Origin of the sequence: Sphingomonas alba, assembly GCF_023516555.1 — a bacterium.
GTDB lineage: Bacteria > Pseudomonadota > Alphaproteobacteria > Sphingomonadales > Sphingomonadaceae > Sphingomicrobium > Sphingomicrobium album.
In genome coordinates, this window is record NZ_JAMGBD010000001.1 from 12,641 (window position 1) to 35,202 (window position 22,562).

At 63.3% G+C, this 22,562-nt stretch carries 24 protein-coding genes and 1 tRNA gene; 18 read left to right on the forward strand and 7 right to left on the reverse strand.

Going from position 1 to position 22,562, the window contains the following annotated elements; genetic code table 11:
- Positions 1 to 39 precede the first annotated feature (39 nt).
- Complete coding sequence (locus LZ536_RS00085) at positions 40 to 1,731, forward strand: bifunctional metallophosphatase/5'-nucleotidase (protein WP_249846283.1); 1,692 nt, start codon at positions 40 to 42, stop codon at positions 1,729 to 1,731.
- Here the strand turns inward: LZ536_RS00085 and LZ536_RS00090 are convergent.
- Complete coding sequence (locus LZ536_RS00090) at positions 1,728 to 3,176, reverse strand: AMP nucleosidase (RefSeq protein ID WP_249846284.1); 1,449 nt, start codon at positions 3,174 to 3,176, stop codon at positions 1,728 to 1,730. The genes LZ536_RS00085 and LZ536_RS00090 overlap by 4 nt on opposite strands.
- Before the next feature lie 80 nt (positions 3,177 to 3,256).
- On the opposite strand from LZ536_RS00090, the gene LZ536_RS00095 reads away from it, so the two are divergent.
- The 4 genes from LZ536_RS00095 to LZ536_RS00110 are packed head-to-tail and all read left to right on the forward strand — an operon-like array spanning position 3,257 to position 6,571.
- Positions 3,257 to 3,694 carry a MarR family winged helix-turn-helix transcriptional regulator gene (locus LZ536_RS00095; protein WP_249846285.1) on the forward strand — a complete coding sequence of 146 codons (438 nt, stop codon included), beginning with the start codon at positions 3,257 to 3,259 and terminating at the stop codon, positions 3,692 to 3,694.
- Complete coding sequence (locus tag LZ536_RS00100) at positions 3,691 to 4,743, forward strand: HlyD family secretion protein (RefSeq protein WP_249846286.1); 1,053 nt, start codon at positions 3,691 to 3,693, stop codon at positions 4,741 to 4,743. Before LZ536_RS00095 ends, LZ536_RS00100 begins: the two co-directional genes overlap by 4 nt.
- A 35-nt stretch (positions 4,744 to 4,778) precedes the next feature.
- Positions 4,779 to 6,302, forward strand: coding sequence for a DHA2 family efflux MFS transporter permease subunit (locus LZ536_RS00105; protein WP_249846287.1), 1,524 nt, complete (start codon positions 4,779 to 4,781; stop codon positions 6,300 to 6,302).
- On the forward strand, positions 6,299 to 6,571 hold the full coding sequence (locus tag LZ536_RS00110; RefSeq protein ID WP_249846288.1) for a DUF167 domain-containing protein: 273 nt from the start codon (positions 6,299 to 6,301) through the stop codon (positions 6,569 to 6,571). Before LZ536_RS00105 ends, LZ536_RS00110 begins: the two co-directional genes overlap by 4 nt.
- Here the strand turns inward: LZ536_RS00110 and LZ536_RS00115 are convergent.
- The 6 genes from LZ536_RS00115 to LZ536_RS00140 form a co-directional block, all read right to left on the reverse strand.
- Positions 6,568 to 7,338, reverse strand: coding sequence for a dimethylarginine dimethylaminohydrolase family protein (locus LZ536_RS00115; protein ID WP_249846289.1), 771 nt, complete (start codon positions 7,336 to 7,338; stop codon positions 6,568 to 6,570). The genes LZ536_RS00110 and LZ536_RS00115 overlap by 4 nt on opposite strands.
- A 4-nt stretch (positions 7,339 to 7,342) precedes the next feature.
- Positions 7,343 to 8,560, reverse strand: coding sequence for a tetratricopeptide repeat protein (locus LZ536_RS00120; RefSeq protein ID WP_249846290.1), 1,218 nt, complete (start codon positions 8,558 to 8,560; stop codon positions 7,343 to 7,345).
- Between the two features lie 116 nt (positions 8,561 to 8,676).
- Positions 8,677 to 9,255: a 30S ribosomal protein S9 gene (rpsI, locus tag LZ536_RS00125; RefSeq protein WP_249846291.1), complete on the reverse strand. Its 579-nt coding sequence runs from the start codon at positions 9,253 to 9,255 to the stop codon at positions 8,677 to 8,679.
- A 1-nt stretch (position 9,256) separates the two neighbouring features.
- Positions 9,257 to 9,736: a 50S ribosomal protein L13 gene (gene rplM, locus LZ536_RS00130; protein ID WP_249846292.1), complete on the reverse strand. Its 480-nt coding sequence runs from the start codon at positions 9,734 to 9,736 to the stop codon at positions 9,257 to 9,259.
- Between the two features lie 123 nt (positions 9,737 to 9,859).
- Positions 9,860 to 10,177, reverse strand: a complete 318-nt coding sequence (gene cutA, locus LZ536_RS00135; protein WP_249846293.1) for a divalent-cation tolerance protein CutA — start codon at positions 10,175 to 10,177, stop codon at positions 9,860 to 9,862.
- Positions 10,174 to 11,196: a COX15/CtaA family protein gene (locus LZ536_RS00140; RefSeq protein ID WP_249846294.1), complete on the reverse strand. Its 1,023-nt coding sequence runs from the start codon at positions 11,194 to 11,196 to the stop codon at positions 10,174 to 10,176. Before LZ536_RS00140 ends, cutA begins: the two co-directional genes overlap by 4 nt.
- A gap of 112 nt (positions 11,197 to 11,308) precedes the next feature.
- On the opposite strand from LZ536_RS00140, the gene LZ536_RS00145 reads away from it, so the two are divergent.
- From LZ536_RS00145 to LZ536_RS00205, 13 genes are all read left to right on the forward strand, one after another.
- Complete coding sequence (locus tag LZ536_RS00145) at positions 11,309 to 11,668, forward strand: MerC domain-containing protein (RefSeq protein WP_249846295.1); 360 nt, start codon at positions 11,309 to 11,311, stop codon at positions 11,666 to 11,668.
- A 37-nt stretch (positions 11,669 to 11,705) separates the two neighbouring features.
- Positions 11,706 to 12,164: a Fur family transcriptional regulator gene (locus LZ536_RS00150; RefSeq protein ID WP_249846296.1), complete on the forward strand. Its 459-nt coding sequence runs from the start codon at positions 11,706 to 11,708 to the stop codon at positions 12,162 to 12,164.
- Between the two features lie 33 nt (positions 12,165 to 12,197).
- A complete protein-coding gene (gene pnuC, locus LZ536_RS00155; protein ID WP_249846297.1) occupies positions 12,198 to 12,755 on the forward strand; it encodes a nicotinamide riboside transporter PnuC in 558 nt (185 codons plus the stop codon).
- Entirely contained in the window at positions 12,752 to 13,753 is a 1,002-nt protein-coding gene (locus LZ536_RS00160) for an AAA family ATPase (protein ID WP_249846298.1), read from the forward strand. Before pnuC ends, LZ536_RS00160 begins: the two co-directional genes overlap by 4 nt.
- Before the next feature lie 75 nt (positions 13,754 to 13,828).
- Positions 13,829 to 15,754 (forward strand): 1-deoxy-D-xylulose-5-phosphate synthase, encoded by a 1,926-nt coding sequence (gene dxs, locus LZ536_RS00165; protein WP_249846299.1) that lies wholly within the window; start codon positions 13,829 to 13,831, stop codon positions 15,752 to 15,754.
- A 406-nt stretch (positions 15,755 to 16,160) separates the two neighbouring features.
- Complete coding sequence (locus LZ536_RS00170) at positions 16,161 to 16,898, forward strand: TlyA family RNA methyltransferase (RefSeq protein WP_249846300.1); 738 nt, start codon at positions 16,161 to 16,163, stop codon at positions 16,896 to 16,898.
- Positions 16,899 to 16,900: 2 nt separating this feature from the next.
- The gene (locus LZ536_RS00175) at positions 16,901 to 17,428 is read left to right on the forward strand and encodes a TspO/MBR family protein (protein ID WP_249846301.1); all 528 of its coding nucleotides are present in this window, start codon (positions 16,901 to 16,903) and stop codon (positions 17,426 to 17,428) included.
- A 3-nt stretch (positions 17,429 to 17,431) separates the two neighbouring features.
- Positions 17,432 to 17,713 (forward strand): accessory factor UbiK family protein, encoded by a 282-nt coding sequence (locus LZ536_RS00180; RefSeq protein ID WP_249846302.1) that lies wholly within the window; start codon positions 17,432 to 17,434, stop codon positions 17,711 to 17,713.
- A gap of 40 nt (positions 17,714 to 17,753) precedes the next feature.
- The gene (locus LZ536_RS00185) at positions 17,754 to 18,218 is read left to right on the forward strand and encodes a type III secretion system chaperone family protein (protein ID WP_431357904.1); all 465 of its coding nucleotides are present in this window, start codon (positions 17,754 to 17,756) and stop codon (positions 18,216 to 18,218) included.
- Positions 18,219 to 19,028 (forward strand): pyrroline-5-carboxylate reductase family protein, encoded by an 810-nt coding sequence (locus tag LZ536_RS00190; protein ID WP_249846303.1) that lies wholly within the window; start codon positions 18,219 to 18,221, stop codon positions 19,026 to 19,028.
- Between the two features lie 28 nt (positions 19,029 to 19,056).
- Positions 19,057 to 19,947 carry a branched-chain amino acid aminotransferase gene (locus LZ536_RS00195; RefSeq protein ID WP_249846304.1) on the forward strand — a complete coding sequence of 297 codons (891 nt, stop codon included), beginning with the start codon at positions 19,057 to 19,059 and terminating at the stop codon, positions 19,945 to 19,947.
- A gap of 76 nt (positions 19,948 to 20,023) precedes the next feature.
- Positions 20,024 to 22,414, forward strand: a complete 2,391-nt coding sequence (locus tag LZ536_RS00200) for a putative bifunctional diguanylate cyclase/phosphodiesterase (protein ID WP_249846305.1) — start codon at positions 20,024 to 20,026, stop codon at positions 22,412 to 22,414.
- A gap of 43 nt (positions 22,415 to 22,457) precedes the next feature.
- Positions 22,458 to 22,532 (forward strand) — tRNA-Gln (locus LZ536_RS00205).
- Positions 22,533 to 22,562: the final 30 nt, after the last annotated feature.

The following is a 22,562-nucleotide window of genomic DNA, read 5'->3' on the forward strand; positions in this document are numbered from 1 at the left end:
GACCATAGAAGCTGCGCTGCGATGAGCGAAGGAAAAGTAATGCGTTGGAAGATTGCCCTTGCACCGATGCTGGCATTGGCCGCCTGTACGACCACGCCCCGGCCGATTGCGTCCGTCGCTCAAGGACCGGTCGAGGTGCAGATTCTCGCCTTCAACGACTTCCACGGCAATATCGAGACCCCGCCCGCGGTTGAGGTGACGAACCTTGACGGGACCAAGCAGAAGATCGTCACTGGCGGCGCGGCGAACCTTGCGGGAGCGCTGGCTCAGGCCCGGACTGGCCAGCCCCACACCGTCACCGTCTCGGCCGGCGACACGATCGGCGCATCCCCGTTGATTTCCGCCAATTATCTAGACGAGCCGACGATTGCCGCGATGAACTTGCTGGGCCTTGAGTTCAATTCCGTCGGCAACCACGAATTCGACAAGGGCGGCGACGAGCTCAAGCGCATGCAGAACGGCGGCTGCGCCAAGTTTACTCGCCGCCAGCCTTGCGCGGTGGATCCTTTTGCCGGCGCCAAGTTCCGCTACCTCGCCGCCAACGTCATCGGCCCCGACGGCCAGACGTTGTTTCCCGCAACCGGCATCAAGCGCTTTGGCAGCGGCACCGGCGCTGTCACCATCGGGTTCATCGGTATGACGCTCCGGGGAACCGCCAACATCGTCACGCCGTCCGGCGTCAAGGGCCTGACTTTCGCCGATGAAGCCGCCACGGCAAATGCGTTGGTGCCTGGCTTGAAGGCACAGGGAGCAGACGCCATCGTCTTGCTGGTCCACCAGGGCGGGAAGACCAAGGCTTTCACGACCGGCAATGACTGCAACGGCCTCGATGGCGCGATCTTGCCGATCCTCGCCAAGCTCGACCCGGCCATCACGACCGTCGTTTCTGGTCACACGCACTGGGCCTATGTCTGCCAGAATGGCGAAGGCGGCACGGCCGGCGGCCGGCTGCTCACGAGCGCCGGCAAGAACGGCTATTTCTTCACCGATATTCGCCTCGATTTCGATCCCGCCACCCATCGGCTGATCAGTCAACGAGCATCGAACTTGACGGTCGGGACTGGTGAGCGCGGGCAGGCGCCGGCGGTCGAAGCGCTAGTCGCCCGTTACGCCACGGCAGTCGCTCCAGTCGCCAACCGCATCATCGGTCACCTGACGGCGACGGCAACTCGCGACGAGAACGACTGGGAAAGCGCTGCGTCCGACCTCATCGCCGATTCCATGCTGGCCGCCACCAAGGCGCTCGACATGGGTGGTGCCCAGCTTGCCTTGGTGAACGTCACGGGCGTTCGCGTCGCCATTCCGGCGGGCGATGTCCGCTACGCCGATGCGTTTTCGATGATGCCGTTCGGGAACAACCTCCTAGTCATGACCCTGACAGGTGCCCAGTTGAAGCATGTCATCGAACAGCAGTTCGCAGGTTCGAACCGCGCAAACGGCCGTCCCGCCGCGCTCGGCCCGTCGTCCGGCTTCAACTACACCGTCGATCTCAGCCGCCCGAGCGGAGAACGCGTCGTCGCGATGACGTTGAACGGGAAGTCCGTCGTGCCGACCGGCCGCTACCGCGTGGTGGTAAACAACTATTTGGCTTCCGGCGGTGATGGCCTGTCAGGCTTTACTGAGGGCACCGACATCACTGACAAAGGCATGGTCGACCTTGATGCACTCGTCGACTGGATCGCGAAGGGACAGACGCCACCCAAGCCGGATCGGGTGGGCGTTCGCAGCTAGCGCAGCGGCGGTTCGTCGAAGCTGCGCAGCTTCCGGCTGTGGAGGTCGTCGCCCTCGCGCTTGAGCAGGGTCAGCGTCTCGATGCCGATCTTCAAATGCTGGCTGATCGCGCGCTCGTAGAAGGCATTGGCCTGGCCCGGGAGTTTCAGCTCCCCGTGTAACGGCTTGTCTGAGACGCAAAGCAGCGTGCCGTAGGGCACTCGGAACCGGTAACCCTGCGCGGCGACCGTCGCCGATTCCATGTCGATGCCGACTGCCCGACTCTGGTTGAAGCGCAGCGCCGAGAGTGTGTAGCGCAGCTCCCAGTTGCGATCGTCGGTGGTGACGACGGTCCCGGTGCGCAGGCGGCGCTTGACGCTGTCTTCATCTTCGCCGGTGACCAGCACCGCCGCATCGAACAGCGCCTTCTGCACTTCGGCGATGGCGGGGAGCGGCACTTCCGGCGGCAGCACATCGTCGAGGACATGGTCGTCGCGCAAATAAGCGTGGGCGAGCACGTAGTCGCCGATCGTCTGGCTGGGGCGGAGGCCGCCGCAGTGGCCGATCATGAGCCAGGCTTCCGGCCGCAGCACCGCAATATGGTCGCAAATCGTCTTGGCGTTGCTTGGCCCCACGCCGATATTGACGAGGGTCACGCCGTCGCCGTCCGCCGTCATCAGGTGGTAGGCCGGCATTTGGTGCCGCCGCCAGACACCGGCAGCGATCTGTGCCTCCGCGTCGGCGAGGCCGCCTGCCTCATAAACGCCGCCCGGAACCGACAGTCCGATGAACGGGCTGTCGGGCTGGCGGAGAGCGTCGATTGCGAAGCGAACGAACTCGTCGACGTAGCGGACGTAGTTGGTGAAGAGGACGAAATGCTGGAAATGCTCCGCCGGCGTCCCGCTATAGTGACGGAGCCGTGCCAGGCTAAAGTCGGTGCGCGGCCCATCGAACAGGGCAAGCGGGCGAATGCCTTGCGATGTGTCATAGACGCCGTCGGCAATCTCGTCGCCGATGTGGACCAGCTCGGTTGAGGGGAACCAGCGCGACAGTTCGGCGGTGCTCATGCCGCCGAGTTCCAGCTCGGCGCCGTCGATCACATAGGGGTAGCTGATCTCGCTGGCCGATCGGCCGACCGTGACGTCGACGCCATAATCGCGGATCAAATGGCCTAGCTGTTCGGCCAAGTAGGCGCGGAACAGTTGGGGCCGTGCAATCGAGCTAACATAGATGCCCGGTTGGTTGAGCCGGGCGAAGGCGCGCGCTGAGCTGGGAGGCGGTCCTTCGGGCTCGTAGGCGATTCGCAGTTCAGGATACGCAAAGGCGCCAACGTCCCTGGCGTTGCGGTCGGGACGAACCCCATCGCGGGCATAAGCGTTTAGGGCAGCGCGCAAATTGGCGACGGAGCTGTCGTAGATGGCCTCCAGTTCGTCGAGGATGGCCGGAATCTGGTCAATCGATGTCATGCGCCATTCGCTTGGCCGGACTGCTCAGCGGATGCAAGAAGCAGGTTGATTTAATAAGCACACTTATTATATGCAGGCGCATGGAAACACTTCCGTTTGAGATTGCCGAGACCGCGCATGCGTTGCGGCGGGCCTTCGATCGCCGGGCCGCGACGCTGGGCGTGACGCGAGCGCAGTGGAAGGTGCTGTTCCGGGTGGACCGGCAGCCTGGGCTTCGTCAGGTCGAGCTTGCGGACATCCTCGATGTCGAGCCGATTACACTTTGCCGCATTGTCGATCGGCTGGAGGAGGCTGGCCTCGTCGAGCGTCAGCGCGACCCCGCAGATCGCCGCGCCTGGCGCCTGGAAGTGACCGGCCAGGCCGCGCCGCTGATCGCCAAACTCAGGGCTTTGGCCGACGACCTCATGGCTGAAGCATTCGCCGGTCTTTCGGAACCGGAGCTGGAGTTGATGCGGACCAAACTCACCAAGATCCGCAACAATCTGACCGCAAATCCCCAGGGCAGGATGACCGCATGAACAAGATGCAGGCTGTGACCGTCGAAGAGGCGGAGGCCGCGCCGGCGCCTAAGAAGCGGAAGCGGATTGCCGTCCGGAAGACGCGCTGGGGCGTGATGCTGGCCATCCCGCTGATCATCCTCGCCGTCCTCGCTTATTGGTGGATGACGAGCGGATCGACGGTCAGCACCGACAATGCGGCGGTGAAGCAGGACATCGTCTCCGTCGCGCCGCAGATCAACGGCCCGCTGATCGAGGTCGACGTCAAGAACGGCGACAACGTCAAGCAAGGCCAGGTGCTCTACCGCATCGATCCGGAGCCCTTCCGGGTCGCGCTGCTCGATGCGGAAGCGAAACTCGCCGCGGCGCAATTGCAAACGAGCCAGCTGAGGACGCAGGCCGCCGGAACCAGCGGCGACATTGCCGGTGCGCAAGCGAACTTGTCGATCAAGCAGAACGCGCTTGGCCGGCAGCAGGCGCTGCTGAAGCGCGGGTTCACAACCAAAGCCGACTACGAGGACGCGCTCAACGAGGTGAAGGCGGCCGAGACGCAACTCTCCGATGCGCGTGCCCGTTCAGCCAATGCATCGGCCGCGATCGCTACAGGTGAGCAGCCCTCGATTGCAGCGGCGCTGGCGGCCGTTGCCAAGGCGAAGCTCGATCTAAAGCGAACAACCGTCGTCGCGCCAATGGCCGGACAAATCGCCAATGCCGATCGCGTGCAGGTCGGCAATATGGCCGTGATCGGGGTCGGAATGCTTTCGCTGGTCCGTAGCAAGGGCGCCTGGGTCGATGCCAATTTCAAGGAAAAGGACGTCGGCCGGATCGTCCCGGGCCAGAAGGTCAAGATCAAGATCGACGCCTACCCGGGAACCGCCTTCCAAGGGCATGTCCAGAGCATTGGCGCCGGTACCGGCAGCGAGTTCTCGATCCTTCCGGCCCAAAATGCCAATGGCAATTGGGTGAAGGTCACGCAGCGCGTCCCAGTCCGCATCGCTTTCGACGGCAAGACCGACAAGCCGCTGATTGCCGGCCTTTCGGCTGACGTCACCGTCTACCTCGACGACTAGTGGCGCAGCCCCCCGGCCAGATGGAAGCGCATCCCTTGCCGCGGGGGGAGCGGATCATCGTCACGATCGGCGTGATGATGGCGGTGCTCCTCCAGGTACTCGACACGACCATCGCCAACGTCGCGCTGCCGCATATGGCCGCCGACCTCAGCGCCACGCAGGAACAGATCAACTGGGTCCTGACGAGCTATATCGTCGCTTCGGCAATTGCTCTGCCAATCAGCGGCTGGCTGGCCGATCGCGTCGGCCGGAAGAGATTGCTGCTGATTTCGGTCGTCGGTTTCACGGTGAGTTCCGTGCTTTGCGCCTCAGCCGTATCACTGACCGAGATGGTCGTTTTCCGGGCCCTGCAAGGTGTCAGCGGCGCTTTCATCGTTCCGTTGGCGCAGGCCACCCTGTTCGACATCAATCCCCGCGAAAAGCACGGGCAGGCCATGGCCCTGTTCGGTGGTGGCGTGATGATCGGCCCGATCATGGGCCCGGTGTTGGGCGGCTGGCTCACAGATAATTACAACTGGCGCTGGGTGTTCCTGGTCAACCTCCCGGTCGGCATCATTTGCGCGCTGGTGATGCTCAGGTTCATGCCGAAGACCGAGACGCATCGCCGCAGATTTGACCTGTTCGGCTTTGCCCTACTGGCCATTGCGCTTGGGGCACTGCAGATGTTCCTCGATCGCGGAGAACAGAAGGACTGGCTGCAAAGCTGGGAAATCATCATCGAGCTTGGCCTCGCCATCGCCGCGGCCTGGATGTTCGTGGTCCACATCGTCACGGCAAAAAACCCGTTGTTCGATCGCCAAATGTTTGCCGACCGCAATTTCTCGACCGGATTAGTGTTCATGGCGGTGACTGGCGTCCTGCTGCTTGCAGGGCTCGCGCTGCTGCCGCCGCTGCTCCAGAATCTCTACGGCTATTCGGTCCTGCAATCGGGGTTCCTGACGGCGCCACGCGGCGTCGGGACGCTCATTTCCATGCTCGCGGCCGGCCGTCTGGTCGGCAAGGTCGACTCTCGAATACTTGTTGGGCTCGGCGTAACCTTGATGGCGGTTTCGCTCTACCTGATGACGGGATTCGCCATCGATCAACCGTCAAAGCCCGTCATCATCAGCGGCGTTGTTCAGGGCCTCGGTCTGGGACTCATCTTCGTACCCCTTCAGAGCCTGGCGTTCGAGACGCTGGGGCCGCGCATGCGGACCACGGCGGCGTCGCTGCTCAACCTGTCGCGCAATATCGGTGGCTCGGTCGGCATTTCGGTCGTTAGCGCGCAGCTCGTTCGGATGACGCAGGTCGCGCACGCCGATCTCGCCAGCGCCGTCACCCAACAGTCCATTCCGACGGCAAGCCCTGAAATCCTGCAGACAATTGGGCCGTCCTACGGTCCCGTGGCGATGGCGCTTCTCAACGCCGAGATTACCCGCCAAGCGCTGTTCATCGCCTATCTCGACGACTTCAAGCTGATGATGATCGTTACGCTCGCCGTCCTGCCGCTGCTGCTCCTCATGAAGCGCGGCAGGAAGGTCGGGACGGGCGACGCCCAACATCATTTGGCGATGGATTGAGCTCAATCCTCGCCATCCGCGTCACCCCGCGCTCGGCGAAGCCCGGCCTTGGCGAGTGGAAGACCGATCCCGGGCGCCGCCCCTTCCTGGAAGTCCGCGTCGCTGCCGCGCCCGCCGACGGATCGGCGAATGAAGAGGTGATCAAGCTGATCGCAAATGCACTCGGTGTGCCGAAAAGCGAGGTGCGGATCGTTAGTGGAGCGACTGCCCGCCTGAAACGGCTCGAGGTGCCTCTGAGCGATGAGGATTGCCGCGCGCGGCTGACCTAATCGGCGATGAGGCTCATGCAGGTGCCGCCGGCTTCCGCTTTCTGAAGTTCCGACAGGTCAAGCTCGACGACATCGAAGCCTCGCTCGCGGAGGCGGGCCGCGGTCGCCGGGCTGCCCTTTGCATAAATTAGCCGGTCGCCGGCGAGCACGGCATTCGCGCCGAATGGCTCGCCATCCGCGACTTCGACGATCGCGGCATTGCCAAAGACGGCCGGGTCGACCCATTCCGGATTTGCAAGCAGCACCGGTTGGTTTCCATCCCATCCCGCCAAGGTGACCGCCGTCTTGAGATGCAGGCATCGGCCGAGTTCGACCGGAACCACGCTGTAGCCAAGTGGATTCACAACCTTTGCCAGCGCTTCCGTGCCTTCGGCGTCAGTGCGGTTCGATTGGCCGACATAGAGCGTGCTGCCGACCTTGAGCACATCGCCGCCATCGAGGTTCCCGGAAGCCAGCCGGTGCACCGTAAAGTAGGGCGCGAGGCCACGGGCCGTTGAGTCCACCTCGTCCCGGCGCGAGGCCGTTCCGGGACGCGTGATGACGGCTTGGTTCCCCAGGAGGAGCGCGGTGTCCTCGACAAACACCGCGTCCGGGTCTTCGGCTAGATACTCCAGCCGATGGACTGTGAAGCCGGTATCGCTGAGTGCCCGTTCGTAGCTTTCATGCTGCTCCACAGCGCGCACGGGATCGATCGCCTGGCGCTCAAGATGGGTAAGAGCGCAGTCGACAATCCTTGGGCTGACTGCGCGGGTGAAAGCTAGCAGCATGCCCTTACCCCGTCCGGAACTGCAGCTTCACCGGGATCGGCACTGGCAGACGAAGTGCCGGAATCCTGGCCGCGAAGGGTGCAAGCCGTTCCGCCTGCGCGTTGCGATCGCTATTGTACTCATTCTGCCCAACATGTTCGCGGCCGCCTGGCGTGGGTGTCGGGAAAGGTTGGGCGCGGTGGGCCGGGAAGCAACGGTCGTGGACCATCACTTGATCTCGGATCGCCGGCCAGACCTGGTCGCGCAGGAAATACTGGTCCCAGTTGGTGCTCTGAGGCTTTTCGCCGATGAACTTCTCAATGCATCCGGTCATGTCCGGGAAGACACCGGCGATCCCGCCCCACAGGCCAGCAAGCATTGGGTCGGTATGCGTCCACCAGTCGCGCATAGTGTGGAAGGGCAGGCCGGATTCGATCCATTCGCTGACGGCCGCTGCCTCACGCGGATTGACGACGCTGTCGCAGTCCCGGACCATGAAACGCCCGACCTTTGGGTCGTCGGCAACCAGGAACCTGCGCGTCAGCAGGTGGCGGGTGTCGCGATTGCCGCTGCCGTCGCGAATGACCTCGGCGCCTTCCTCTTCGAGTACTCCGAGGAAAGTCTCATCGACGCTGTCGTCGACATAAAAGCGGCAGATCCAGCCAGGATAGAGATCTCGAGCTATCAGGACGTTATCGAGCGCTCCGCGCAGGTACCGCGGATCCGAGCCGAATAAGGTGAAGGCGATGACCTGTTTCTTCTTGCCCGGCTTCTTCGCCTTGAGCTTCGGCTGGCCAAATCGATCCGCGACGAGCTTGTCCTTTTCCTGGAGAGCGAGAGTGCCGAACAGCTTGGCCTTGATGAGGTCGCCGGTCTCGGCGTGGCTGGAAGCGAGGGCGTCATAGGCGCTGGCATCGGAAAAGCCGATGGCGATGAAGCGTTCGAGGAAGGGGAGGGCCTGCTGATGATGCCGCGCGCGATTATGGGCGCTGCCGAGGCTCAGGAGTACCATCGGGTGATTCGGATATCGCTCGAGAGCGCGGTTCAATATGCTTACCGCCTCGTCGAAGCGGTCGAGTTGGAAGAGGTAGAAACCCGGCTGGATGAAGGCGTCGGGGTCAGGCTGCGCCATCTGCTCCAGCGTCTCCAGCGACTTAGCGAGCGCTGCGTCCCTCAGCCCCGCCTTCCACAGCAGCGAGGCCTCCTTGTCCCAACGTTCCGGCTTGTGGACGAAGCTTCCCATGGCCGAAAGCTAGCAGGAGAGTGCCTTTCGAAGAAGCGTCGCCGTGAGAGTGTCCCGAAACGAAAAAGGCGGCCAGGTTACCCTGACCGCCCTTCGCGTGACGATATGTCGAAATTCTAGCGCTTCGAGAACTGGAAGCTGCGGCGAGCCTTGGCCCGGCCGTACTTCTTGCGCTCGACGACGCGGCTGTCGCGGGTCAGGAACCCGGCGCGCTTGACGGTCGTGCGCAGCGCCGGCTCGTAGCGCGAAAGCGCTTGGGCGATGCCGTGCAGCACCGCACCGGCCTGGCCCGACAAACCGCCGCCCTTGACAGTGGCGATCACGTCGTACTGGCCCGCGCGGTCGGTAAGGCCGAACGGCTGGTTGATGACGAGGCGCAGCGACGGGCGGGCGAAATAAACTTCCTGCTCGCGGCCGTTGATGACGATCTTGCCCGAGCCCGGCTTCAGCCAGACGCGCGCAACGGCATCCTTGCGGCGGCCGGTCGCATAAGCGCGGCCATGCTTGTCGAGCTGCTGCTCGCGAAGCGGGGCTTCGGCCTGGACCGGAGCCTGCGGGGCCGGAGCCTCGGCGACATCGGCGGCAGGAGCTTCGGCGGCGGCGGGAACCTCGGCGGCTTCTGGAGCCGGAGCCGGGGTTTCGGCGGCCTGCTGGGTCAGTGCACCCAGGTCGGAAAGGGACTTCTTGTCGGCCATGTTATGCGCCCACCTTGTTCTTGCGGTTCATCGAGGCGACGTCGAGCACCTGCGGGTCCTGGCCCGCATGCGGGTGCTCGGTGCCGTTATAGAGGTGCAGGGCGCGCATTTGATCGCGGCCCAGCGGCCCGCGCGGGATCATCCGCTCGACGGCCTTTTCCAGCACGCGCTCGGGAAAGCGTCCCTCGAGCACTTTGCCAGCGGTCACTTCCTTGAGGCCGCCAGCATAGCCGGTGTGCTTGTAATAGGTCTTCTGCGCCAGCTTGCGGCCGGTGAAGCGTACCTTGTCGGCGTTGATGACGACGACATGATCGCCGCAATCCACGTGCGGGGTGAAGCTCGGCTTGTGCTTGCCGCGCAGGATATTGGCGATGATCGTCGCGACACGGCCGACAACCAGCCCGTCCGCATCGATCAGATGCCACTTCTTCTCGACCTCGGCCGGCTTCGCCGACTTGGTGGTCTTCATCAGCGCCTTCATGGGCTGCTTTCCTTCATTAGAAACAGGAAAACGCCGCCTCGCGGGCAGCGTCTGTGAGCGCGATAATCGCGGCGAGGCGCAAAAAAGTCAAGCAAAAGCGGGCGTTTCTCGACGGGTAAAATATTACCCGGACACATTTTCCTCGACCCAGTCGGCAAAAGCGAAGGGCAATTTTGTGATCGGCCAGATGACGAGTGCGGGATTGGCGTAGCTGTGCAGTTCGGTGATCCGCTCGATAATCCGATCGGCGACTTCCAGTGTAGTCTTGAAGAGCGCCGGTACCTCGCTCGCGGTCTCGATGGCGCCTTCCCAGCGGTAAATGGACCGGCAGGGCTGGAGGATGTTGACGCAGGCGGCGAGCTGTTCCTCGACCATCTGCCGGCCGATCCTCTGAGCTTCGGCCATGTCAGCGAAGACGGCGTAGAGGGTGACGGCGGTCATTTCCGCCGTCCTACCACATGCGAGCCCCAGGTGGTCGAGGCGAGAACCAGCGCGCCGACGGCCTGGTGGAGCACCGCGAGGACAATGTTAACGCCGCTCATGACCGTGGCGATGCCGAGGATGATTTGCGTGCCGAAGGCGCTTTGGATCGCGATCGAAGCCTTGCGGTCGCGCGGTTTCACCTGCCGGGCGAAGATCACCAGCGCTGCGACCACGACCCAGGCCCACCAGCGATGCATGAAATGGATGAGATAGGGGTCGTAGGTCAGGGCATGCAGCACGCCCTGCGACCAGTCGACGCCGTCGGGATAGAGCTTGCCCTGCATGGTCGGCCAGTCGCTGGCGATGTAACCGGCGTTAAGGCCTGCCACCCAAGCGCCGAGCATCAGCTGGATAAAGACGATGATGAGTGTCCAGACGGCCGCGCCCGTGAGCCTGGCAGGGCGCTCGCCCGCTACGGCCAGCCGGCGGAAGTCGAACGCGGTCCAGATCAGCGCCGCGAAAAGGAACAGGGCCAGAAGCAAATGCGCTGATAGTCGCAGGTGACTGACGTCAGTTCGAACCGAAAGACCGGAAACAACCATGTACCAGCCGAGAGCACCCTGAGCGCCACCAAGCAGGAAGATGGCGACCAAGCGGGTGCCATAGCCCTTGGGGATCGCCCGTTTCCACGCGAACCAGACCAGTGGAAGGAATACGGCAAGGCCGATGATGCGGCCGAGAAGGCGATGCACCCATTCCCAAAAAAAGATGAATTTGAATCCGGCAAGGGTCATTCCCGCCGGGCCGTTGATTTCCCGAAACTCAGGCGTCTGCCGGTAGAGGTCGAAGGCGTGCTGCCAGTCGGCTTGCGTCAGGGGCGGGATGGCGCCGCTGATCGGTTTCCATTCCGTGATCGACAGGCCGCTCTCCGTCAGCCGGGTAATGCCGCCGACGACGACCATGCAGAAGACGAGGCCGGCAATAATGAGCAGCCAGCGGGATAGTGCCATCGGGCGGGCGGGAGAGGTCGAATCCATGGCGCGCCTATGGAGGCGGGAACGCCATGTGCCAAGGCGGGGCAAAATACCGCTGATGTGATGTTGTAACTTCAATCATGTTACGCTATCTCATCGCTACCCGATGAATGTGATGCGCGTCTCGACCGGCCGGCTCGACCGGATTGCCATGGGCCTTTCCGGCCTGTGCCTGGTGCACTGCCTAGCGACCGCTGTCCTTCTGGCGCTGGTCAGCGCCGCCGGCGGGATCCTCGGCGAGCCCATTTTTCATGAGGTGGGGCTTGGCCTCGCCATGATCTTGGGCGCGATTGCCCTTGTTCGCGGGATTGTGGAGCATGGTTTCGCAATGCCGAGCGCCATCGGCGGCCTCGGCCTTGGCGTGATGGCTGGGGCGCTGACATTTCCTGAAGGTGGCGGCGAGGCGCTCTATACCGTGATTGGTGTCGGCATTCTTGCTCTGGGCCACAGGCTGAACGCCATCGCCGCCGAGTAAACTTGTTGCGGAAGCTCACACGGCCTATCTGATTCCCGTGGCCCGTCACGATCATCATCTTCATGAAGGCGAGTCGCTCCGCAGTGCCGCGAAGGCGCGCCTGCAGGGGCGCGGCGAGCAATGGACGGATATGCGCCAGGCGGTGTTCGATGCCTTGGCCAATTTTGAGAAGCCGGCGTCCGCCTATGACATTGCCGAAGAGGTATCGAAAAGGCAGGGCCGACGCGTCGCCGCCAATAGTGTTTACCGCATCCTCGACCTGTTCGTATCGTCCAACCTCGCAATGCGGGTCGAGAGCGCCAATGCTTATGTCGCCAATCAGCATCCGGGCTGCCTGCACGACTGCATCTTCCTGATCTGTGACAGTTGCGGTCAGACGACGCACCTCGACGACGACAAATTGTCTGGCGGCGTCCGCGAAGCCGCAGCCAATGCCGGTTTCGCCGCCACGCGCCCGGTGATCGAGGTTCGCGGCAAGTGCGGGGACTGTTCCTAGGCAATGCCTGGCTTGTCTGCGTAGCTTGATCTGATGGGGGGCATCGAAATCGCGGCGGCGCTGCTTGGCGTCATCAACATCATATTGGTCGTCCGCCGATCGATCTGGAATTACCCGTTCGGCATCGCCATGGTGGCGCTCTACTTCTTCGTTTTCTGGGACGCGAAGCTCTACTCAGACGCGCTCCTGCAAATTTTCTTCCTGTTGATCCAGTTTTACGGCTGGTGGGCCTGGTTGAAGTCGCCCCAGGTCGACCATGGCGTGGCCGTCGAGTGGATGCGGTGGCCACAGCGGATACGCTGGCTTGTCGTCACCATGATCTTCGCGATCGCCTGGGGCGCGGTGATGGCAAGGTACACGGATGCTGCCGCACCTTTCGCTGACGCAACCGTCGCCGGTCTGAGCGTCGCCGCCCAGATCCTGCAGTCGCTCCGGCGGGTCGAAAGCTGGGTCTTGTGGATCACCGTCGATGCCTTCGCGGTCGGCCTCTATCTTTGGCGCGGCCTCAACGTCACATCCGGCCTCTACGCTTTGTTCTTCGTCCTCGCGGTTGTTGGCCTGCGCGAGTGGGCCCAGAAGGCGAAGGCATGAAGCGCGGCTTCATCCTCGGCAAGTTCCTGCCGCCCCACGCAGGCCACGTCACGCTGATCCAGGCGGCCCGTGCGTTGGTCGACGAGCTGACGATCCTGGTCTGCTCGACCCCCGGGGACACGATTCCGGGCGAGGAACGTGTGCAATGGTTGCGGCAGCTTTTCCCCACCTGCACCATTGCCTGGCACAATGAGGAACTGCCGCGCCATAGCTCGGACAGCCCCGACTTCTGGAAGATTTGGCGCGGTCTCATTACCGAGACGCATCCCAAGCGGATCGACTATTTCTTCGGTGGAGAAGCTTATGGGGCGGACCTGGCGCGCGAATTCCATGCCTTTTTCGTGCCGCTTGGCGCCCGGGTGCTCGAGGCCGACCAGTCGGCGCTGGGCGGCCTGTCGGGAGAAAAGATTCGCGCTGATCCGTGGAAGCATTGGGATTTCCTGCCAGGGCCGGTCCGCAGTCATTATGCAATGACGATTTGCCTTCACGGCGTGGAAAGTGTCGGCAAATCCATGCTCGCCGAGCGGTTGGCGCAGCATTATCGAACACTCGTTGTACCTGAATATGGGCGTACGCATTGCGAAACCCACGGTACGGATTGCCGAGAGCTCGACCTTTTGCTGATCGGTGAAGCCCAGCAGGCCATGATTGAAGCCGCACGGCCGTGGTGCAACCGTCTGCTGATCGCGGATACGGACGCGCTGATGACGGCCGCCTGGTCGCAGATGATGATCGGCTACATGCCCGATCAGCTCATCTGTCATCGCAAGGCCGACCTGTATCTGGTCCTCGGTACCGACGCACCATTCATCGACGATGGAACCCGGATCTATGGCGAACCCGAAACGCGGGCCCGCTTTGATCGCGTTGCACGTGATGTGCTTCGGATCGCGCAGTCCAATATCGTCGAGATTTCTGGTAACTGGGACGAGCGTTTCCATGCATCGTGCGCCGCCATCGAAGGGCTGATTGCAGCGAGGGGACTGAGCATTTCCTGAGGAATTGCTGAAAACGTCCTTGATAAGGTTGCAGATTGATGACTTGGCCGCCTCTTGGCGTTAAGGCCCGCGGCGATGTCAGACCGTCCTGAAACACCGCTGCTCGACAGCGTTAAGTATCCCGCGGACATCCGCGCACTCGACAAGTCCCAGCTGCCGCAGCTAGCCGACGAGCTTCGTGCCGAGATGATCTCGGCCGTGTCGCAATCGGGAGGGCATCTGGGCTCAGGCCTCGGCGTCGTCGAGCTGACCGTGGCGGTCCATTACGTGTTCGACACCCCCAAAGACAAATTGATCTGGGATGTCGGCCACCAGGCCTATCCGCACAAGATCGTCACGGGCCGCCGCGACCGCATTCGCACCTTGCGGCAGGGAGGCGGCCTCAGCGGCTTCACCCGCCGCAGCGAGAGCGAATATGACCCGTTCGGCGCTGCCCACAGCTCGACCAGCATCTCCGCGGCGCTCGGCTTTGCGATCGCCAACAAGCTGGCGGGCGAGTCCGGCAGGGCGATCGCCGTCATCGGCGACGGCGCGCTTAGCGCCGGCATGGCCTATGAGGCGATGAACAATGCCGAGGCGGCGGGCAACCGGCTGATCGTCATCTTGAACGACAATGACATGTCGATCGCGCCGCCGGTCGGGTCGCTCCGCAACAGTCTCGCGCGGCTGGTGAGCTCCAGCAAATATCTGACGCCGCGCCGCCTGGCGCAGAAGCTCGCCCGCGCGATGCCGGAACCGCTCCATGCGGCGGCTCGGAAAGCCGAGGAATATACCCGCGGCTGGATGACCGGCGGCACGCTCTTCGAGGAGCTCGGTTTCTACTATGTCGGCCCGATCGACGGCCACAATGTCGAGGCGCTGGTCGAGGTCTTGGAGAATGTCCGCGACGCCGCCGAGGGCCCGATGCTCGTCCACGTCGTCACCAAGAAGGGCAAGGGTTACGCGCCGGCCGAGAACGCGGCCGACAAGTATCACGGCGTCGTCAAGTTCGACGTCGTTTCCGGCAAGCAGGACAAGGGTCCAGGTGGCGGCCCGCCGACTTACACCGCTGTCTTTGCCAAAGCTCTGACAGCCGAGATGGAGCGCGACGAAAGGATAGTCGCCATCACGGCCGCGATGCCGTCGGGCACTGGCCTGGACAAGGTTGGGGAGGCCTTTCCCGACCGGACTTTCGATGTCGGAATCGCCGAACAGCATGCCGTGACCTTCGCCGCCGGACTGGCCGCTCAAGGCTACCGGCCGTTCGCGACGATTTATTCGACATTCCTGCAGCGCGCCTACGACCAAGTCGTCCACGACGTCGCGATCCAGAATTTGCCGGTCCGCTTTGCGATGGACCGCGCCGGGCTGGTCGGAGCCGACGGATCGACGCACGCAGGCTCCTTCGACCTGGCTTACCTCTGCACCTTGCCGAATTTCGTGGTGATGGCGGCCGCCGATGAGGCCGAGCTTTGCCACATGGTCCACACCATGGCGGTGCACGACAGCGGGCCGACGGCCGTTCGCTATCCGCGCGGCGAGGGGGTGGGGGTACCGCTTCCGGAAAATCCGCAGGTTCTGGAGATCGGCAAGGGCCGGATGATCCGGGAAGGCAGACAAGTCGCGATCCTGTCGCTCGGAACGCGGCTGGAGGAAGCCAAGAAGGCCGCAGACCAGCTTGACGCCAAGGGACTGTCGACGAGCGTCGCCGACCTACGCTTTGCCAAGCCGCTGGACGATGCACTCATCCGCAGGCTGCTGACGACGCACGAAGTCGCGATCACGATCGAGGAGGCGGCGGTCGGCGGCTTGGGCGCCCATGTCCTGACGCTGGCCAGCGACGAGGGCCTCACCGACGGCGGCCTTAAGATCCGCACTATGCGCCTGCCTGATCGTTTCCAGGAGCATGACAAGCCCGAGAAGCAATATGCGGAGGCAGGCCTCGATGCCGCCGGCATCGTCGAAACGGCGCTCAAGGCCCTGCGCGTCAACAGCGCCGGCGTCGAAGAGGTGCGCGCCTGAGCGGCTGGGTCGCTGTAGGTATCGTTTTGGCGGCACTCGTCGTCTTAACAATCGCTTGGAACGTTCAAGAGCGCCGGCCTCAGCGGCGCATGGCTGCGCATCGCGAGCCACTCAGCGAGTCCGACTTCATTTCACAAATGATTGCGGCTGGTATTTGCGGAGAAACTGCGAGGTTCATCTGGGGCGAGGCCGTTCGTTACTACATCAAGCCGCTGAGACCAGATCCGTCCGATCGTTGGGAATCCACAATGCGGATCGACCCAGAAGACCTTGAAGACATCACCGCGAGCTTTTGGAGGCGACAGGGGTGGGCAGAAACGAACCGCAAAGAGCCAGTAATTCTTCCGGCTGATCCCACGCTCCAAGAATACGGACTTTGGTTGGGTCAACAGCGGCAACTCCAAAAATGAGCAAATCCCGCGCAGACCAGATGCTCGTCGCCCGCGGGCTGGCGGATAGCCGGACGCGGGCCCAGGCTTTGATCATGGCGGGGACGGTGTTCAGCGGCGAGAAAAAGATCACCAAGGCCGGCGACATGCTTGCCGAGGATGCTGCGCTGGAGGTGCGAGGCAAGGATCATCCATGGGTGTCGCGCGGCGGACTCAAGCTCGATCATGGACTGACCCACTTCGGCTTCAACGTAACCGGCGCGGTGGCGCTCGACGTCGGCTCCTCGACGGGCGGGTTCACCGACGTGCTGCTCAGCCGCGGCGCGACCAAGGTTTACGCCGTCGATGTCGGCACCAACCAGCTGGCCTGGAAGCTTCGGCAGGACCCACGAGTCATCGTCCACGAGCAGACGAACGCTCGCAACCTCGCAGCCGAAATCGTCCCTGAGCCGGTTGACATCGTCGTCTGCGACGCCAGCTTCATCAGCCTGGCGAAGGTGCTTCCAGCGGCGCTCGGGCTTGCCAGGCAAGGGGCGAAACTGGTCGCATTGGTGAAGCCCCAATTCGAGGCGGGGCGCGAGGAAGTGGGAAAGGGCGGCGTGATCCGGGACGAGGCCGTTCACCGCCGTGTCTGCGACGAAGCCGCCGAATGGGTCGCTTCGCAGGGATGGCGCGTTCTCGGGCTGACCGAGAGTCCGATCACCGGGCCGGAAGGGAACAGGGAGTTCCTGCTCGGCGCGATTAAGGAGTTGTGAGCGTGCAAGAGGCCAGAACAGAAAGCTACTGGCGGTTTGCCATTCCGGCGGCTCTGGTCATCGTCGCCCTCGGCAGCCTGTCCGGCTATCTGTCGAACAGCGGCTATTCGAACGGCTGGTTCTCCGGCTTGCAGAAGCCGTCCTTCATGCCGCCCGGCTGGGTCTTCGGGGTCGCCTGGACGACACTCTATACATTGATGGGGCTCGCTTTCGCGTTCGTGTGGCTGGCCTGGCCGTCTCGCCTGCGCCGTAACGCGCTGCGGCTCTTCCATGCCCAGCTCCTGGTCAATCTTGCCTGGTCGCCGATCTTCTTTGGCTGGCACATGATCGACATCGGGCTGTTGACCATCATCGTTCTGTTCATCCTTGTCGCCCTGTCGGCATGGCACTTCGCACGCATCGAACCACTGGCGGGATGGCTGCTGGTTCCCTATCTGGCTTGGTTGTGCCTGGCGACCGCGCTCAACTTCGAGATCGGCCGCCTCAACCCGGGTGCAGACGCAATGAACCTGGGCCTGTTCGGAGGTTAAGAAATGCAGTCCGAAAACAAGATGTTCGACGACTTTGTTCGCATGATGAACGGCGTTGCCGGGACGGTCGCCGGCATGGGCCGCGAAGCAGAATCCTCGGCGCGCGAAAAAATGCGCGAATGGGTCGGCGGCATGGATTTCGTCAGCCGTGACGAGTTTGAGGCGGTGAAGGCGATGGCGGCTGCAGCCCGTGACGAAAACGAGGCGCTGAAGGCCCGCGTGGCTGCGCTCGAAGGCAAGGCACCGGCCAAGCCTAAGGCGGCTCCCAAGGCCAAGGGCGCTTAAGCTGGCCGACGACGTCGAAACCGACGAGCGCGACGACGGCTTGCCGATCGAGGTGCTCGAACAATATTTCGAGGCGCGCGGCTGGGCGTGCGAGCGGACCGGAGAGGGCGAGATCGTCGCTTCCGCGAGCGGCAGCTGGGCGCAGTATGAGTTGCGCGGGGTATGGCGGAACGAGGACCAGGTTCTCCAATTCCTCGCATTTCCGGACATCAAGGTCGCGACCGAGAAGCGCGCTGCAATTTATGAGGCGCTGGGCCTCATCAACGAACAGCTCTGGTTGGGCCATTTCGAGATGTGGTCCGGTTCGGGCCTGATCGTTTTCCGCCACGCTGCAATGGTCGGGGAGGCCGACAGCCTGAGCTTCGAGCAGGCCGAGGCAATTGCCGAAGCCGCGCTGGAGGAATGCGAGCGCTTCTACCCTGTTTTCCAGTTCGTCCTGTGGGGCGGCAAGTCGCCCGGCGAGGCCATCTCTGCGGCACTGATCGAGACGGCCGGGGAGGCCTGATTGCCGATCCCGCTTCCGCCAATCTGGTTTGTCGGCTGCGGCAATATGGCCGGCGCACTGATAGCCGGTTGGCGTTCCGCTGACGTTGATTTCTCCAATGCAATTGCGATCCGGCCGAGCGGCAAGCAAGTCGACGGCGTCACGACCATCACCGAGCTTCCCGACGGCCCGCCGCCGCTGCGCTGCGTGCTCGGATTCAAGCCGCAGAAGCTTTCCGAAATTGCGCCGGAGCTTGCGCCGAGATTGTCGGAAGAGACAATCCTCGTATCGATGCTTGCCGGGGTCGAAGCCGAGACCCTGCGCAAACTGTTCCCGAACGTCCAGGCAGTGGTCCGGATCATGCCGAACCTCGCGGTCGAGGACCGAAAGGGGGTTACTGCTCTCTACAGTGCCGATGACCTGCCCGACCATCGCCAGAGGCTGCAATTCCTGTTCGGCCTGCTGGGCAGCGCGATCTGGTGCGAAACCGAGGCCGAACTCGCAGCTGTAGGGTCAGTTGCTGGTGCGGGCCCCGCCTACGTCGCGCGTTTCATTGCCGCCTTGGCGAAGGCCGGCGAGGGACGCGGGCTGGCGCCGGACGTTGCCGGCCAAATTGCCCTCCAGACTGTCCTGGGCACTGCCATTATGGCGGAGCGGCGAGCAGAAACGCTGGACGAGCTGGCCCGTCGCGTAGCGAGCCCGAAAGGCACTACCGAAGCCGGCCTCGCCGTGCTCGATGCGGATGGCGCACTGGATCGTCTCGTCGCTGAAACGATTGCGGCTGCCGCAAGGCGCGGAGCGGAACTTGCCGCAGAGGCCCGCAAGCCCTAGGCGCCGAGCCTGAGAGGATTAAGAACAAATGGCCGAGCCGACGACTTACGACGACCGCGACGGATGGATTTGGTTCGACGGCAAGCTGGTGCCGTGGCGTGAGGCCAACGTCCATGTCCTGACGCACGGCCTGCATTATGCGTCGTCCGTTTTCGAAGGCCAGCGCGCCTATAACGGCACGATCTTCAAGCTGACCGAGCATAGCGAGCGCCTGCGCCGCAGCGCGGCGCTCCTCGGTTTCGAATTGCCCTGGAGCACCGCGGAGATCGACGCAGCCTGCAAGGAAGTCCTGTCCGCTAATGGCATGACCGACGCGTATATGCGCCCAGTCGCTTGGCTGGGCTCCGAAAAGATGGGCGTGTCGCCGACGGGCGCCAAGCCGCACCTCGCCATAGCCGCCTGGGAATGGGGCAAATACTATCCGCCGGAAAAGGCCGAGCAGGGCATTCGCCTAACCATCGCGCCCTGGCGGCGTCCGGCCCCCTATACGGCGCCGACCGAGTCCAAGGCGGCCGGCCTCTATATGATCTGCATGATGTCGAAAAAGCATGCCGAGACTAGCGGTTACGACGATGCGCTGATGTTCGATTGGCGCGGACGGGTTGCCGAAGCCACGGGCGCCAACATCTTCTTCGTCCGTGACAACGCCGTGCACACGCCGGTTCCGGACTGCTTCCTCGATGGCATTACCCGCCGCACGGTCATGGACCTTGCGCGCAATCGCGGAGTCGAGGTCCAGGAGCGCGAAATCTGGCCGGATGAGCTCGAATCGTTCGAACAGTGCTTCCTTACCGGCACTGCCGCGGAGGTCACTCCGGTCGGCTCGATCGGACCGTGGGATTTCAAGGTCGGGGACCTGACTCGCCAGCTCGTCAAGGATTATGACGACTTGGTCTATGGCCGCCTGCCGAACGACTGAGAATTTCCTTCACATTTAGTTTGCTTTTAGTCCTTAATGGCAAAAGGTCTGGGGCAGCGGCGCGGAGCGTTAGCGGGTGATCGGAGTTGAGATTTTCCAGGCGTTTCGTCCGCGCGAGGGCGAGGCTGGAAGCATTCCCACGAACGACAGCCTGCGCGACCTCCTGACTCTTCGGGAGCCGACCGACGTTGTCGGTCGGGCGGTTCGCTCCGCCCAGCTTGATGCGCTCGTCAGGATGGTTCCGGTCACTGTCGCCGCGCAACTGGTGGCTGCCGGGCTGGTTGCCTGGTCGCTGCGCGGCATGGTTGCCGACATCTGGCTGCAAACCTGGTTCGGCGGTGCGCTGGCTCTGTGCTCGTCTCGCGGCTATCGCGCAATTCGGCTCCGCCGCGACCGCGATTACGCGATGAGAAAGCCGCCAAACCTCAAGGTCATCATGACTATCGTCTCCCTGCTTGGGACGATGTGGCTGATCCCTCCGCTGTTCTGGTACAGGCACGCGGATACCGAGCACAGGATGATGCTCGGCGTGCTCCTGATCGGGTTGATGAGCGCGGCCGGCGTCAGCCTGGCGACCGTGCCGCAGGCATGTCTCGTCTACCTTGCCATTCTGACGCTGGGCGGCGTCGTGATGACGTCGCAGTCCGCCGGCTTGGTACCCACAGGCCTCATGCTGATTTTCGCGTTCGCGGTGACTTTCGCGGCAATCGTCAGTGCCCGGCGGTTCGTCGGCCATGTCCGTACCCAGTTCGAGCTCCAGGAACAGAGCGCGTTGATTGGGCTGCTTCGCGAGTTCGAAGCGAGCGGTTCTGACTGGTTGTGGCAGCTCGACGAAAATCTGAAGCTTACATACATGTCGCGCGCTATGGCCGAAGCGATCGGCAAGCCATTGTCCAAGCTCATTGGCATCCACGCCCGTTTCATCCTCGATCCCGATGGCAATGCCGTGCAGCTGTCCACTGGCATGCGCCGGCTGATGCACCATGCCGCCGAGCGCACCGCCTTCCGCGATATCGCCATTCCAATCGACCACGGCCGTCGCTGGTGGTCGATCTCCGCCAAGCCTTTGATCGATGCGGAAGGGCGCTTCCAAGGGTGGCGAGGCGTCGGATCGGACATCACCGACACCCGCCTGAGCGGCAGCGATTCCGTCCGTGCGGCACGACTGGATCCGCTGACCGGCGTCGCCAACCGCCTGCTCCTTCGTGAGCAGCTGGAAGAGGTGCTGTTGCGCCAGCTCGGCGGCGATTGCGACTGCGCGTTGCTGCTCGTGGACCTCGACCGGTTCAAGCTGGTCAACGACACGCTTGGTCATTCAGTCGGCGACCAACTCCTCTGTGAGGTCGCGCGGCGACTTGAGAATTGTGCGGGTCACGACGGTGTCGTCGGCCGCCTCGGCGGCGACGAGTTCGCCATCGTTTGGCGCGGCGAAGGCGATGAGGAGACGCTTGGCCGCCTCGCCGAAAGAGTCATCGCCGAGCTCACTCGCACGGTCACCATTGGTGCCGCTGATCTCCACGTCGGCGCGACCATCGGCATCTCCCGGGCGCCGCGAGACGGCAATCGAGAAGAGGTCCTAATCCGCTGCGCCGACCTCGCCCTCTACAGCGGCAAGGAAGCGGGCAGAGGCGGCTATGCCTTTTTCGAGCAGCAGATGTATGTCGATGCCGAGGATTATCGGAGCCTCGAAAACGACGTTCGCAATGCATTGTCGAGCGATGGGCTGGCGTTGCATTACCAGCCGATCATCGACTCTCGGACGGGGAAGCTGGTCGGCCGCGAGGCCCTGCTGCGCTGGAGCCATCCGGTACGCGGGCCAATCCCGCCCGATCAGTTCGTCCCGATCATCGAGGACGCGGGCCTGATCCACCAGATCGGCGACTGGGTCATTCGTGAAGCCTGTTCCGAGGCCATTCACTGGCCCGGTGAGATGCGGGTCGCGGTCAACGTTTCCGCAGCCCAACTTTCCGGGCCTGGCATCGCCGAGACGGTGCTCGGCGCGCTCGCGTCGACCGGCTTGGCGCCCGGCCGGCTTGAGCTTGAAGTGACGGAGAGCATCTTCATCGGCGACGATGTCAGCACATTGGCCGCGCTCGAGCGGCTGCGCGCCATCGGGGTGCGCCTCGTGCTGGACGATTTCGGCAAGGGATATTCGTCCTTCGGTTATTTGAGCCGCGCCCATTTCTCGAAGATCAAGATCGACCGCAGTTTCGTCCACGGCGCCGCAGAGGGCGAGCGCGACTGCAGCGCCATCGTCCGCGCTATCCTTGCCCTTGCTCGCGGACTGAGTGTCGAGACCACCGCAGAGGGCGTCGAGAACGAGCGCGAGGCGGCCGTCATGCGGGCGCTCGGCTGCGACCAGCTACAGGGCTATCTATTCGGCCGTCCGGTTCCCGCCACCGATCTGATCGACGAGCAGGACTTGGTCGACCTCCACCCCTTTTCACGAGCCGCGCGGGCGCTATAAGCCGCCGCTCTCCCGGCGCGCCTATGTGAGCGCCGACGCCTGCTGGGGCGTCGCCAAGTGGTAAGGCACCGGTTTTTGGTACCGGCATTCGCAGGTTCGAATCCTGCCGCCCCAGCCAAAGCTTGCTCATCTGACAGGTTGAAGGGCA